The organism is Anaerocolumna cellulosilytica (genome assembly GCF_014218335.1).
Classification (GTDB): Bacteria; Bacillota; Clostridia; order Lachnospirales; family Lachnospiraceae; genus Anaerocolumna; species Anaerocolumna cellulosilytica.
This window is the reverse complement of sequence record NZ_AP023367.1, coordinates 135,473-150,128: the sequence shown is the minus strand read 5'-3', so window position 1 is coordinate 150,128 and position 14,656 is coordinate 135,473. Positions and strand designations below refer to the sequence as shown.

Here is a 14,656-nt window from a genome sequence, read left to right as displayed (position 1 = left end):
AAAAAACCCATTTATTTTTTAATGTATGAATGGTAACATTACATAACCCTAAATAATTACATAAATGGAGGAAATTAGAATTGAACAGACATAAACGTTACAATCCCCTTATCTTTACAAGTCTCTTCCTAGTATTAGTACTAACTTTGTCCTCAGGTATTAATGCAAAAGCGGCTGTAAAGCAAAATGCAGGCGAGGTTACTGCCCTTGCCGGTATTACCGTTGATAAAAACGGTAACGTAATATCAAAGAAAAAGACAGTAACCAGAGAAGAATTTGCCCAAATGTTAGTGCAGGCTTCCCCTTATGCCGGTGATGCAAAAAACACGGCAACCCGCAAATTGTTTAAAGATGTAAAAACCACCAATTCTAAAGCTTCTTATATACAAATAGCTGTATCAAAAAGCTATATGAGAGGATATCTTGGTGGGATGTTTAAACCCACAAAAGCGGTTACACTCAAAGAAGCAATTTACGGAACTCTTGGAATTCTTGGATATACCAATGAGGATTTCAGCAATTCCTCTACCGGAAGATACGAAAAGTATAAGGAACTCGGTCTTAGTCTAAACATTTCTAAAAAAGAATCCGACACCCTGACTCTGACAGACTGTCAGAATTTATTTTATAATCTTCTGAATGCGAAGCAAAAATCCGGTGATGTATATGCGAAGGCATTAGGTTATGAACTAACTGCCAAGGACAAAATCGATGCTGATAGTCTCTTAAACAAAAAACTGGAAGGCCCTTATCTTGGTAAAGAGAGCTGGCAAAAGAAACTGTCCTCCAAGCTTTCCACCTATACAATTTATAAAAATAACAAAAAAACAACTTCAAAAAGCTTTCAAAATACCGATATTGTTTACTACTCTGAAGCTTTAAAAACGATATGGGTATATAATGGCGCTGCGTATGGCGTTGTTGAAAATATATCTTATTCCCAAAGTGAACCTCAGGAGATAACCATCGCAGGTACCACTTATACGGTAGAAACTCCGAAAACCATGAAAAAGACACTTAACAGTTCTTCTATTAAAAAAGGCTCTCTTGTTGCTGTTCTCATTGGAAGAGACGACAAGGTTTCCTACCTCTATCCCATTGAAATGATAAGTGCTTACAGTGACTGGAAGACAAAGCTTGGCTCTGATTTAAGCGATTATACCGTTTATAAAAATGATGAAAAATCCAGCAGTGCTACTATTGCAACCGGAGATATCCTTTATTACAGCAAATCTTTAAAAACTGCCTGGGTATATAATAAGACTACCTTTGGTTCTCTGGATGCTATTACTTATAATCAAACAGAACCTCAGGAGCTGACAGTAGCAGGAAAATCCTACTCCGTGGACAATCCAAAAAACCTAAAAGCATTGATAAAGAAAGAATCTATCCAAACTGGCATGCCGGTAGTACTTTTATTTGGCTGGGAGAATAAAGTTGCAGACATATTACCTTTAACTGGAATTGTTGCAAAAGGTAACTGGGAGCAAAAATTAACTTCCTCCCTAGCCGATTATACCATCTTTAAGAACGGTGGAAAAATCTCAAGCAATACTATTGAAAGCTATGACCTCGTTTATTACTCTAACGCATTAAAAAATATATGGGTTTATGATAAAAAAGTATATGGTGTATTAAATACCATTAGCCCTTCCGTAATAGCACCGGATGAAATTGTAGTTGCCGGTAAAACGTATTCCTTAAAGCAGCCCGCTCTGAATACCTATAATACCACTAACTCTGATAACCTTTTGGAGAATTCCTGGGGCAAGAGATTACGTGACAATAGATTAAGCACTGGTGACAATGTTGTTGTTCTCTTTGGCTATGATGGTAATGTGGCAGATATCTTATCTGTAGAGCAGATGCCAGTAACTATTACCGGCTATGTACTTAGTATTCAGGATAAAGTAATACAGGATTTAAACAACGTTAGCAGCGTTAAAAGGGTAATTAACATCGTTGATACCGAAGGAATTCTTAGAGATTTCCCTTGCACCGACACTAACATTGAAAAGGGATCTCTTGTTGAAATAAACTTTAATTACGGTCAGACTGCAATAAAGAAATTACAGGCTTCCTACACTATAAGTGATGTTATAAGCAGAACCTTAGCATCAAATGCACGAATTCTTGCTGTGAAAGGTGAAAGCTATTCTTCATTAACTCCTGCTGATTTAAAAGAAATATCCTGGGCGGATGGTGCTACATCTTATTACAAGACAAATGCAGCCGGAGAAGTAACCGATGTTATTCTTTATAACATTGCTAATTCCGGTTACAAGTTTGGAATCCTTAAGAATGTAACTTACAGTGAATATGACAGCAGTGCACAGCTTACCTTTATCATAGATGGTAATGAAACCACTTTGATAACGAATAACTTGCAGTTAAATCTAGGTACTGGTGCTAAAAGCGTACTAATTGAAAATAATGAAGTAAAAGATATTCAGTCATTAACCGAAGTGCGAATTTCTTACATTAGCGGAAAGCAAGCCAATGCAGGCGGTTCCGTGTATAGAATTTCAGATAATGTAGAGGTATACTTTAGTAAAGATGGAAAATATTATGCCGGTTCACTTGACCAAATAAAAGATTTTAACAGTGTCCTTGTTAACGGATTTTTAGAAAAGTCACAAGGGCCGATTCGCGTAATCGTAGTATCGAATTAGGAAAGGACTAGGCAGAATATGAAGAAGATTAATTTCAAAAAAATTAATGGCAAAAAAGCAATAAAATGGATAGTAATAGCGGGTGTAATAGTTTTTATAGGCTACTCTTTCTTAAATAAAAGTACTCCTGCACAAGTAGCAACAGAAGTCATGTCAACCCAGGCTATAACTGGTAATGTACAGACCTTTATATCAGGCACCGGAACTCTTAGTCCGGCTGACCAATACGAAGTAAAATCCCTGGTTAAAGGAACCATACTAGAAGCTCCCTTCGAAGAAGGTGACAATGTAGCAAAAGGAGGACTTCTCTTTCAGATAAGTACAAAGGATATTGAGAATAGTATAAAGTCTTCCCAGTTAAGTGTAAAAAGAGCAAAGTCTTCTTATGATGATGTTGTGGAAAAAAGAGATAAATTAAAACAATATTCCAAGGAAAATGGTTACATAAAAAAACTGTATGTAAAAGAAGGGGAGACTGTAACTGCCGGTAAGACCATTGCAGACCTTTATGATAATACTACCTTATATCTTGACGTGTTATTTCCATCCGAAGAAGTGAAAAAAGACTGGGTTGGTAAGAAAGCCTCTGTATCTTTAGCAGCTATAGGTGAAGATGTAAAAGGAACGGTAACTAACGTAAGCAGTATGGAAGAGGTTATGGAAGGTGGTATTTTAACAAAAAAAGTAACCATTTCTGTAAAAAATCCTGGTGGACTTCAGTCCGGTGATATTGCAGATGCAACCATTTCAGGTATTAAAAGCAGCAGTACTGGTGCTTTTCGCGCAGCAGTTGAAACAACCTTAATTGCTGAATCCGAAGGAACGATTGAAAGTCTGTCTGTGAAGGAAGGACAGTATTTAGAAAAAGGCAGCCTGATTTTTGCACTTTCCTCCAAAGACCTAGAAAAGCAAATCAGTAACGCTGAGATAGGAATTGAAGAAGCCGAACTTTCCTTAAAATCTCAGGAAAACCAAATGGATCAATATACTATCGAATCTCCCATATCAGGTACCGTTATTATTAAAAATAAAAAACAGGGAGATACCGTTGACCCTGCTGCTGACGCTGCTGCCGGCTCTATGGCAACTATCTATGATATGTCTTATCTGACTTTTCAGATGAACATAGATGAACTGCAAATCAGCAGTGTTAAGGTCGGTCAGAAGGTAACCATTACAACAGAAGCCGTTGCGGACACTACCTTTGACGGTGTTATTGACCGAATTAGTTTAAAGGGAAACACGAACAATGGTGTTACTTCTTATCCTGTTGTTATAAAGGTTGTTGAATTTGGTAATCTGTTACCAGGAATGAATGTAAATGGAAAAATTCTTATGCAGGAAGCCAATAATGTATTAACCATTCCAAGCTCTGCCTTACAAAAAGGTGATATCGTTTACATAAAGACAGATGAGGTAATTGAGGAGCAAGATCCATCTATTCCAAAAGGCTACAAACCTGTTTCCGTAACAATTGGTATTAATGACGGAACCAATGTTGAAATCAAGTCAGGACTAAGCGAAGGAGATATCGTTTATATTCCGTTTGATAACAGTGTATCTGGTTATTTTGACCAATATTAAATAGACAAGAAGGAGCAGGTATCTTATGGAAAAGGAAGTCTTGATTGAATTAAAAGATATCTATAAAATATATCACATCGGTGATACGGAGATAACCGCTAATAATGGAGTTAACATGACCATATATAAAGGTGAGATGGTGGCCATTGTCGGAAAATCCGGCAGTGGAAAATCTACAATCATGAACATTATCGGAGCTCTTGATACTCCCACTAGCGGTCAGTATATACTAGATGGTAACGATGTTAGTAAATTAAAGGATGACGATCTTGCAGAAATCCGAAATAAAATGATAGGTTTTATTTTTCAACAGTATAATCTATTACCAAAACAATCCGTGTTAGATAATGTAGGGCTTCCCCTAATGTATGCCAGAGTCGGTGACAGAGAACGTAAAAAGCGTTGTATGGAAGCTCTTGAAAAGGTAGGTCTTGACGACAAATATCGAAACCTTCCTTCTCAACTCTCCGGCGGTCAGCAGCAAAGGGCCTCCATTGCCAGAGCATTAGTAGGCAGACCTTCTCTTATTTTGGCCGATGAGCCGACCGGTGCATTAGACAGTAAAACCAGCAGAGAAGTACTTGACCTATTAAAAAAACTGCATCTAGAAGGTAATACCATTGTTTTAATTACGCACGATAATTCAATCGCTGTTGAAGCAGAGCGAGTTATTAAAATTTCCGATGGTGTGGTTATTTTCGACGGAGACGCAAAGGAGTATAAGAATGAAATTAAGGCAAACGCTTAAAGTCGTATGGAATAACATAGTTGGAAACCGTATGCGGTCGTTCTTAACCATGCTGGGTATGATTATCGGTGTTGCTTCTGTTATTATGTTAGTCAGCGTTATGCAGGGCTTCTCGAATCAAATGGTAGAGTCCTATTCTAGCATGGGTATTAATAATATAACCGTTTCCCTAAAAGGCAGGAATGGAAATCTAATGTTTACAGAAGATGACATGTATCAATATGCCAAGGAACATTCAGATAACTTATTAGGTGCTTCTCCTAATGTATCAACAGACGGAAGCTTAAATAAGAAATCCAACAAGGTAGACTATGTCACTATAACAGGTATTGATGAAAGCTATATCAGTATCATGAAAAAGGAGTTGCAGTTAGGACATAACATAACTTATTCAGACATATCCATTAAAAATAAAGTCTGCATTATAGGTGCTTACATAAACAATAAGCTATTTAACGGCAATGCCCAAATTGGCGATACAATTCGGCTAAATGGTGAGGAATTCGTTATTAGCGGCATATTAGTTCAATCCTCTGACGGTTCTGAATGGTCAGAAGATAATGCGTTTTATATCCCTTATACCACTGCTATGCGGTTAAATGGTATCTCTAGTGTCAGCAGTTACACCTTTTTTGTAAAAGACAGTAATCTTGTAACACTAGAAACGACAAATCTACAGGACTTTTTGTTTAAAACATATCGGGATTCCAAATTATACAAAGTATCTAACTACGTAGACATGTTAACAGAGATTAACGTGCAAATGGGTATACTTACCACCGTAATTGCAGGTATAGCCGGCATTTCCCTGCTGGTAGCCGGTATTGGTATCATGAATATAATGCTGGTATCTGTTTCTGAAAGAACAAGAGAAATCGGTATACGAAAATCCCTTGGTGCAAAGCATAAAGATATTATGAGACAGTTTGTGTTGGAAGCTGCTGCTACCAGTAGTATAGGCGGACTGCTTGGAATCCTTCTCGGCGGTGCAGGAGCTATATCCGCAGGTAACTTGATAAAGCTCAATGCCACACCTTCACCAAATGTAGTATTGCTTTCCTTTGGAATCTCCGCAGGTATCGGAATATTATTCGGATATCTTCCTGCAAGAAAGGCGGCTAAGCTAAATCCTATTGACGCATTAAGGAATGAATAACAGAAGTTAAATATATCTATATCTATTACCAGATATTAGACCTCTCCTACAATACCTATGAAAATATTATATACAAAGCAGGCAGCAGTACTTAAGAATATCCTTAAGTACTACTGCCAAACTTTTAATACTGCTTGTTAACCTTATCTACCTAATTTTCTTCTTGATATAAACTATCTAAATATTTCTGCCCTTCTTCATAATTTGCTTTCGTTACATCTAAGGGCAGGCTGAAAAGTGCATTAGCCCCACTATAACTAGTATTTAGTGTGATTTCGCCCGTCTGTTCATCATAGTTAAATGCCTCTGAGTCATAGAAGGAACCGGTGCTGACACATAAATATAGACCCCTGTCAGCAAAAAGTTCAACTGTATCACATTCTATCAAACGGTATAATCTGCCTTCGATTACAAACTCATTATAGCCTCCATTCATAGTTATAATATTATATAACCATGGTTCTTGACCTTTAATAAGTGGGGATATAAAAAAGTCAGTTCTTGTTTTAATGGATTCAGCATCGTAAGAATCAGGTATTGGAGTCCCGTCTTCCCTGGCAATAGAAACTACCGCATAGGTACGCTCGGGTAAAATATTATTTGACTCACTTTGAAAATCACTTAACCCTTTCCCCAATACAATTCCAAGAAGAGTTATTTCATACCCTCCTGAAACAACGGTTTCATTTAAGTTAATTGCATCCTCACTGTCAAAGGCCTCCGCAAGTGTCTGATCCCCAAGGTTTAATGCAACCTCTTTTGGACTTAAAAACTTCCAGGCTGCAAAAGCAGTTGCCGTCATCATAAGTGTTAGCGCGGCAGCCGTTAAAAAGACAAGAACTTTCTTACTTCCAGATTTTTTCATCGATTCTTTCTCCTTCATTTTATTCAATATGCTATTGTTTAAAAAGTCACTCGGCTCAACTGCTGGAGAAAGGGCTTGCTTTAACAATTGATCCATATGTTCAGAATTTTTCATATTCGTTCGCCTCCATACAATCTTTAATAATCTGTCGAGCCTTATGAAGTCTGCTCTTAACTGTTCCCTGAGGGATTTTTAATGCTTGTGCAATATCTCCAACAGACAATTCAGCAGTATAATACATGTATAGCGGTATTTTATATTTGTCTTTTAAGGCATTTGCTGCCCCTTGGATCAGCTTGTCACGTTCATTGGCTATTGCTATCTCTTCCGGGGTTAAATCATCCTTTAACAAAGAGCTGTTATTTAAATCGTCATTAAATTCATCCATTTGTACTATCCTTTGCCTCCAGGCATATTTACGCCTTTGGTTCTTCCATATTCCTACCGCAAGGGATATAATAAAGCTTTTTGTATTCTTATCTTTATCAATTTTATAACACAGCTCTGTTGCTTTTAGAAATGATTCCTGATAAAGGTCATCTGCATCAATCTTATTCTTTGTAAGATTGTAGCAAAACCCATAGATAGCATTACCATGAAGTAACACAATATCGTTTAACTCTGAAATGTCCAATTCACCAGAATCCTCCTTTCTGATTTATAGAGGCTTTTTTTCTATCATAGCCCTTCATCTATATATTGTCATGGGCTAAAGAATGGTTCATTTTTTTTTAAATCACTTCAATTTATCCTATGCCCTTAATGCGTGATGCTTAACTGATACAAAAGGGATGGTTAAACATAAATTGCCAGCTTTGTATGCATAAAACGTATAAACTTCGTTCGTTTTATGCATACAAAACTGGCAATCTATTTTGTCGAGTATTACAAGTTTATTGTTAGTATTAAAATAGTGTAGTAGTCATTATAGTTCACAGTTATTCACGGTACGAGGGAAAGGAATAACATCTCTGATATTGCCCATTCCGGTCAGATACATCACACAGCGTTCAAAGCCTAAGCCAAAGCCGGCATGTCTTGCAGAGCCATATTTTCTTAGGTCAAGATAGAAATCATAATCCTCTTCTTTTAGTCCCATTTCCTTCATGCGGGCAACTAATTTTTCATAATTGTCCTCTCTTTGGCTTCCGCCGATGATTTCGCCGATTCCAGGTACTAATAAGTCCATTGCGGCAACGGTTTTATTATCCTCGTTCAGCTTCATATAAAAAGCCTTAATATCTTTTGGATAATCTGTTACAAATACAGGCTTTTTAAAGATTTCTTCTGTTAAGTATCTTTCATGCTCGGTTTGAAGGTCACTGCCCCATTTTACTTTATATTCGAATTTATCATTGTTTTTCTCTAGGATTTCAATTGCTTCTGTATAGGTAACATGTCCGAATTCAGCATTCATAACATGTTCCAGTCGTTCAAGCAAGCCTTTGTCAACAAAAGAATTAAAGAATTTCATTTCTTCCGGTGCATTCTCAAGTACATAACGGATTATGAATTTAATCATTCCTTCAGCCAGTGCCATATCATCTTGTAAGTCGGCAAAAGCAATCTCCGGCTCAATCATCCAAAATTCTGCTGCATGGCGGGTGGTATTGGAATTTTCTGCACGGAACGTTGGTCCAAACGTATAAATATTGCGGAAAGCCATCGCATAGGTTTCACCATTTAACTGACCACTTACTGTCAGATTGGTTTCTTTTCCGAAGAAATCTTCACTAAAATCAACTTGCCCTTCTTTTGTCATTGGCAGTTTATCCATATCAAGAGTGGTAACACGGAACATTTCTCCTGCTCCTTCTGCATCACTTCCCGTAATGATTGGAGTATGCACATAGACAAAATCCCTGTCCTGAAAATACTTATGAATAGCATACGCAATCATGGATCGCACTCTAAAAACCGCCTGAAAGGTGTTGGTTCTCGGTCTTAAATGGTTTATTGTTCTTAAGAATTCAAGACTATGCCTTTTCTTCTGTAAGGGATACTCTGCTGTAGAAGCACCTTCTATCTCTATTGCTGCTGCCTGAATTTCAAAAGGCTGCTGTGCATTAGGAGTTGCAACCAGCTCTCCCTCTATGATGATTGCTGACCCTACATTTAACTTGGATATTTCAGCAAAGTTGTCCATTTTATCATGATATACAATCTGTAAGGTTTCAAAATAGGTACCATCATGAAGTACAATAAAACCAAAAGCCTTAGAGTCTCTTATACTTCTTACCCAGCCTCCGACTTTAACAGTCTTTCCGATGTATTGTTCTTTATTACGATACAATTCCCGAATGGTAATGAGTTCCATAAACCTGCTCCTTTGTTATTTCATCTTATTTTACATATATCTTTTCCTATTATAGCACAACCTAAAACGATTACAACCAAAAAATATCCAGTCTCTGTCATTATTAGCAAGGATTCGAATTTCCTTTTATAGATTATGTAATCCTCCGTATTTATATCTTACCAGACAGGATGTTTTGACATCAGGGTGACCTCTTCGTTTTCTCGAAAGATTCCAAAGAAGCCTTATACTAAACCACACAAAAAGTGAGTAAAATACTAGTATTTTCATACTGTTTCTTAAGTATTTTCCCTTTGACAGTCCTCTTATTAAGTGCTAGAATAATGATAGACTTTGTTAAATTTAAAACAATCTTTTGGGGTTTTATTAGGAGGATAAAGGTATGGTTATAACAATATGTATTGGAAGTTCCTGTCATCTAAAGGGTTCCAGGGAAATCGTACATAAGCTGGAAAGCCTGATATCACAGAATCAATTTGGAGATAAGGTAAATCTTACCGGCTCTTTTTGCATGGGGGAATGCGTAAAGGGTGTCTGTGTTAAAGTTGAGAACCAATTATTTTCTTTAACTCCGGCAGAGGTAGATACCTTTTTTGAGACGGAAGTCCTTGGGAGGCTTACAGAATGAATGTAATCGGCTTTAAAGAAGCAAAATGCAAGAACTGTTATAAATGCGTGCGTACCTGTGATGTAAAAGCTATCATGGTTAAAAATGAACAGGCACAGATAATGAATGATAAATGCATTCTCTGTGGTCATTGTCTGGAAGCCTGTCCCCAAAATGCCAAATCCTTTATCAGTGATTTGGATAAGGTAAAAGGATATTTAAAGGATAACCTTCCGACTATCATTTCCATTGCTCCTGCTTATCTTGGCGTACTTAAGTACAATACACCCGGGCAGGTTATTACTGCTTTATTGAAGCTGGGCTTTACCATGGTACGGGAAACGGCTGAGGGTGCAGCCTATGTCACAAGAGAATATAATAGACTGCTGACGGAGGGGAAGATGGAGAATATAATAACCACCTGCTGCCCCAGTGTAAATGACTTAATTGAAATCTATTATCCTTCGCTGACAAGATATATGGCTCCGGTAGACTCTCCCATGATTGCCCATGGTAAATTAATTCGGAAAGAATTCGGGCACGGTGTCAAAATTGTATTCTTAGGTCCTTGTATTTCAAAAAAACGGGAGGCTGAAAGTGACCCGAGAACCGTAGGCTACATAGACGCTGTTATTAATTTTTCCGAAGTTAAGCAATGGCTTTTGGAGGAGAATATTGATATACTAGCTCTTAAGGATACCCCTCCCATGAACCCAAATCCCATGGTAAACCGACTATATCCAATCAGCAGCGGCGTGTTGTCCTCTGTTGTTGCCACCAAAAAAGATGGTGCTGCTGACGGATATCGAAAGTTCTACGTCCATGGAATTAAAAACTGCATTGAATTGTTTGAAAGCATGGAACGGGGTGAAGTATCAGGCTGCTTCATAGAAGCAGACCTCTGTAACGGGGGTTGTATCAAAGGGCCTGCCGTTGACCGGGCAGCCATCTCCCGCTTTAAAGTGAAGCTTGATATGGAGGAAGCTATACCCAAAAAACCAATTACAGAAAAAAACTTTTATGAGAGAGCCAAAGATATCTCTTTTCATAAAGTATTTGTCGACCGTTCTCCCAAAGACCCTTTGCCTACCAGTGATGAAATTAAGCATATTCTTAGAAAAATAGGTAAAACCAAACTAGAGGATGAGCTTAATTGCGGAGCCTGTGGTTATATTAGCTGTAAGGAAAAAGCCATTGCCGTATATCAGGGTAAAGCAGAGCTTACCATGTGCATTCCGTATATGCATGAAAGGGCACAATCTATGGCTAATGTTGTTCTTGACATGACCCCTAATATTATTATCCTTGTGGACGCTGAGATGCGGATTGTAGAATTTAGCGGCGCGGCTGAAATCTATTTTCATATTCCCAGATTAAAAGCCCGTGAAAAGTACCTGTATGAATTAATTGATCACACAGATTTCGAAGAAGTTCTACAAACCAAAAAGGCCATTATGGGTAAAAAAGTGGAGTATACGGAACGTGGTCTTACTACTTTACAAAATATTGTATATATTCACGAGCAAAATGCTGTCCTTGGTATTTTTCAGGATATCACCAAGGAGGAAGAGTTAAACCGACAAGCCTATAAAATCAAAGTAGATACCATTGAAATGGCACAAAAGGTAATTGATAAGCAGATGTTTGTTGCACAGCAGATAGCCGGCCTGTTGGGAGAAACTACCGCAGAAACCAAAGTTACCCTTACCAAATTAAGAGATACCATATTAAATGACGGAATCGACCAGCCTCATAAAAAATCATAGGGCTGATAGACAATAGAGCGGACAGGAGTAAAGCCATGAATGTAAGTATCGATGCCTCATATAAAAGTTTAAACAAACATCATGAAGAACTTTGTGGTGATAAAGTTGAAATCCTAAAAACCGAGAATTCCAGTATTATGATATTAGCTGACGGAATGGGCAGCGGGGTAAAAGCAAATATTCTTGCTACCTTAACGTCAAAAATATTAGGTACTATGTTTTTAAATGGTGCCGGTATTGATGATTGTGTGGAAACCATCGTCAAGACGCTGCCTGTCTGTCAGGTAAGACAGGTAGCCTATTCCACTTTTAGTATTTTACAGATAAGTCATAATGGTGAAGCCTATCTGGTGGAATTCGACAATCCCTGCTGTGTTTTTATTAGGGACGGTAAGCTGACTAATCTACCCTTTAAGGAACGTACCATTGAGAATAAAACAATTCGGGAATGTCGTTTTCAGGCCATCTTAAACGATTGCTTTATTCTGATGAGTGACGGTGTAATCCATGCCGGTGTTGGGCAGTTATTAAACTTTGGATGGACCTGGCAAAGCATGGCTGATTATGCTCTAGCTGCTGCTAAGGAGACCCTATCTTCCTTAAGGTTAGCAGCGGTACTAACCAAAGCCTGTGACGACTTATATATGCAGATACCGGGGGATGACACCACTGTTGCTGTTGCAAGAATTACAAATATGAAAGTATTAAACCTCTTTACCGGCCCTCCTTTAAAAAAGGAGGATGATGAGCTGTTAATTCATGATTTTATGAATGCTCCGGGAAAACGGATTATCTGTGGAGGAACCAGCGCCAATATCGTCTCCAGAATTTTGGACATTCCCATTATTACTTCCCTGAATTATACTGACCCAGCTCTTCCCCCTACTGCAACCATGAAAAATATGGATTTGGTAACGGAAGGGGTCTTGACCTTATCAAGAGCGTTGGCATTACTAAAGCATTATCTGGACGGAATTGTAGATGAATTTTTCTTTGAGGAACTAGATAAAGAAAATGGCGGCTCCCAGGTTGCAAAACTGATCATTGAAGACTGCTCTGTCTTAAACCTTTATGTCGGCAGAGCCATAAATGAGGCACATCAAAATCCCGGACTCCCCTTTGACTTAAGCATTCGTATGCACCTCGTTGAGCAAATAAGGGATACCGCTAAAAAGATGGGAAAAGAAGTTATTTTAAAATATTACTAATCATTTCCGGAAAACTTACGATAAAGTTCATCTGAATTTAACATATACTTCTTTCTGAAAAACTGGTATAATCACCCTCGGGCAAAGCATAAACAAACGGCTAATCTTTACTAACTTCACACCTAACTGTTTGTGTAAGTCCAAACTTGCAGACTAGTTTACATAACGAGGAGTGACGATATGTTAGAAATGAACAACAACATAGATGCAATTAAGCAGGAAGTGTTATTTGAAGTTGCAAAGCTTGCTTATAACGGAGAACTGGAGGAAAAGAAGGAGGGCCTGCCCTTTGACCTAATCCCGGGCCCACAAGCCAATTTCCGTTGCTGCATCTACAAAGAAAGAGAAATTATCCGTCAGAGAATTCGACTGGCGGAAGGAAAAGCCCCCCTTGCCGGGGTAGAATCAAAAAACATTGTTCAGGTTATCAATTCAGCCTGTGAAGGATGTCCAATTACACGTTTCGTTGTAACAGATAACTGTCAAAAGTGTGTTGGAAAGCGATGTCAGGCTTCCTGTAACTTTAATGCCATTACTATGTTAAGAGACAGAGCGCATATTGATCCAAATCAATGTAAGGAATGTGGAAAATGTTCTCAAGCCTGTCCCTACAACGCCATAGCTGATTTAACACGTCCCTGTAAGAGAAGCTGCCCGGCAGACGCTATTACTATGGATGAAAACAATATTGTTGTAATCAATGAAGAAAAGTGTATCAACTGTGGACAATGTATTAAAAACTGTCCATTTGGAGCTATTTCGGACCGTTCCTTTATGGTAGATGTAATTCGTCTTCTCACGAAGCCACAGCTTAAAGTGTACGCTATGTTAGCACCTGCCTGGGAAGGACAGTTCGGCGCAGCCGTTACTTTTTCTAGTATCTCAGAAGCTTTAAAAGAAATCGGTTTTAACGGAGTTTATGAAGTAGCTTTAGGTGCGGATTTTGTTGCTGCCAGCGAATCCGAAGAATGGGCAGAAGCTTACAAGGAAAGTAAGAAGATGACCACCTCCTGCTGCCCCGCTTTTGTCAATATGATTCGTAAGCATTTTCCCATGTTACAGGATAACATGTCAACGACCGTTTCACCCATGACGGCTACTGCTAAGTTAATAAAAGCAATGGAACCGGATGCCGTCTGTGTATTTATTGGCCCTTGTATGGCAAAAAAAGGGGAAGTCTTAGATACCCTTGGCTTAAAAGGTGCGGATTATGCCTTAACTTTAGATGAATTATATGCTATGATACGTGCAAAAGATGTGGAGTTAAAGCCCACAGAAGAAAGCATTCAGCAGGGTAGTATTTACGGCAAAAAGTTCTGTGTTTCAGGCGGTGTAACTGCTTCCGTTATTCAATCACTAAAAGAAAGAGAAGAAAATACCAACATAACTGTAAAAGCCTGCAATGGTGCAGCTGAATGTAAAAAAGCACTTACACTTTTAAAAGCCGGAAGATTACCGGAGGATTTCTTAGAAGGTATGGTATGCGAGGGCGGATGCTTAAATGGGCCCGGAAGCATCTTAACCGGACGAGTGGCAGGTGTCAATCGTGAAAAATTATTTGCAAAAGCAGATGCAAGGGACATTCATGAAAACCTGAAAAGTTATGAAGAGCTGGAATTCTCCATGCATTCAAAGTAAAAACATTCCTTTATCCTGAATGGATAACTCCCCAAATCAAACCCCAGAAAAAGGAAATCATAACTGCAACTCAAGCAGACAACAGTGATTTCCTG

General features: G+C 38.3%; 11 protein-coding genes. 8 read left to right on the top strand and 3 right to left on the bottom strand.

The genetic code is table 11. The features are described 5' to 3' along the window. The first annotated feature begins 80 nt into the window (after positions 1–80). Genes acsn021_RS00625 through acsn021_RS00610 form a run of 4 tightly spaced genes read left to right on the top strand, consistent with a single transcriptional unit; the run spans position 81 to position 6,160 of the window. Positions 81–2,672 carry an S-layer homology domain-containing protein gene (locus acsn021_RS00625; protein ID WP_184093036.1) on the top strand — a complete coding sequence of 864 codons (2,592 nt, stop codon included), beginning with the start codon at positions 81–83 and terminating at the stop codon, positions 2,670–2,672. 18 nt (positions 2,673–2,690) lie between these two features. Continuing rightward, positions 2,691–4,256, top strand: coding sequence for an efflux RND transporter periplasmic adaptor subunit (locus acsn021_RS00620; RefSeq protein WP_184093037.1), 1,566 nt, complete (start codon positions 2,691–2,693; stop codon positions 4,254–4,256). Positions 4,257–4,281: 25 nt separating this feature from the next. Further along, complete coding sequence (locus acsn021_RS00615; protein ID WP_243167874.1) at positions 4,282–5,004, top strand: ABC transporter ATP-binding protein; 723 nt, start codon at positions 4,282–4,284, stop codon at positions 5,002–5,004. Beyond that, the gene (locus acsn021_RS00610; RefSeq protein ID WP_184093038.1) at positions 4,982–6,160 is read left to right on the top strand and encodes an ABC transporter permease; all 1,179 of its coding nucleotides are present in this window, start codon (positions 4,982–4,984) and stop codon (positions 6,158–6,160) included. Before acsn021_RS00615 ends, acsn021_RS00610 begins: the two co-directional genes overlap by 23 nt. A gap of 151 nt (positions 6,161–6,311) precedes the next feature. On the opposite strand, the gene acsn021_RS00605 is transcribed toward acsn021_RS00610, so the two are convergent. The 3 genes from acsn021_RS00605 to asnS all read right to left on the bottom strand — a co-directional run bounded on the left by acsn021_RS00605 (position 6,312) and on the right by asnS (position 9,342). After that, the gene (locus acsn021_RS00605) at positions 6,312–7,139 is read right to left on the bottom strand and encodes a hypothetical protein (protein WP_184093039.1); all 828 of its coding nucleotides are present in this window, start codon (positions 7,137–7,139) and stop codon (positions 6,312–6,314) included. Then, on the bottom strand, positions 7,126–7,659 hold the full coding sequence (locus tag acsn021_RS00600; protein WP_184093040.1) for an RNA polymerase sigma factor: 534 nt from the start codon (positions 7,657–7,659) through the stop codon (positions 7,126–7,128). The genes acsn021_RS00605 and acsn021_RS00600 overlap by 14 nt, the downstream gene beginning before the upstream one ends. Before the next feature lie 291 nt (positions 7,660–7,950). Next, a complete protein-coding gene (gene asnS, locus acsn021_RS00595) occupies positions 7,951–9,342 on the bottom strand; it encodes an asparagine--tRNA ligase (RefSeq protein WP_184093041.1) in 1,392 nt (463 codons plus the stop codon). Between the two features lie 382 nt (positions 9,343–9,724). Between asnS and acsn021_RS00590 the strand changes: the two genes are divergently transcribed. The 4 genes from acsn021_RS00590 (at position 9,725) to acsn021_RS00575 (ending at position 14,561) form a co-directional block, all read left to right on the top strand. After that, positions 9,725–9,970: a (2Fe-2S) ferredoxin domain-containing protein gene (locus acsn021_RS00590; protein ID WP_184093042.1), complete on the top strand. Its 246-nt coding sequence runs from the start codon at positions 9,725–9,727 to the stop codon at positions 9,968–9,970. Further along, the gene (locus acsn021_RS00585) at positions 9,967–11,715 is read left to right on the top strand and encodes a [Fe-Fe] hydrogenase large subunit C-terminal domain-containing protein (protein WP_184093043.1); all 1,749 of its coding nucleotides are present in this window, start codon (positions 9,967–9,969) and stop codon (positions 11,713–11,715) included. Before acsn021_RS00590 ends, acsn021_RS00585 begins: the two co-directional genes overlap by 4 nt. Positions 11,716–11,750: 35 nt before the next feature. Further along, entirely contained in the window at positions 11,751–12,923 is a 1,173-nt protein-coding gene (locus acsn021_RS00580; RefSeq protein ID WP_184093044.1) for a SpoIIE family protein phosphatase, read from the top strand. 180 nt (positions 12,924–13,103) lie between these two features. After that, on the top strand, positions 13,104–14,561 hold the full coding sequence (locus acsn021_RS00575) for a 4Fe-4S dicluster domain-containing protein (protein WP_184093045.1): 1,458 nt from the start codon (positions 13,104–13,106) through the stop codon (positions 14,559–14,561). Positions 14,562–14,656 lie beyond the last annotated feature (95 nt).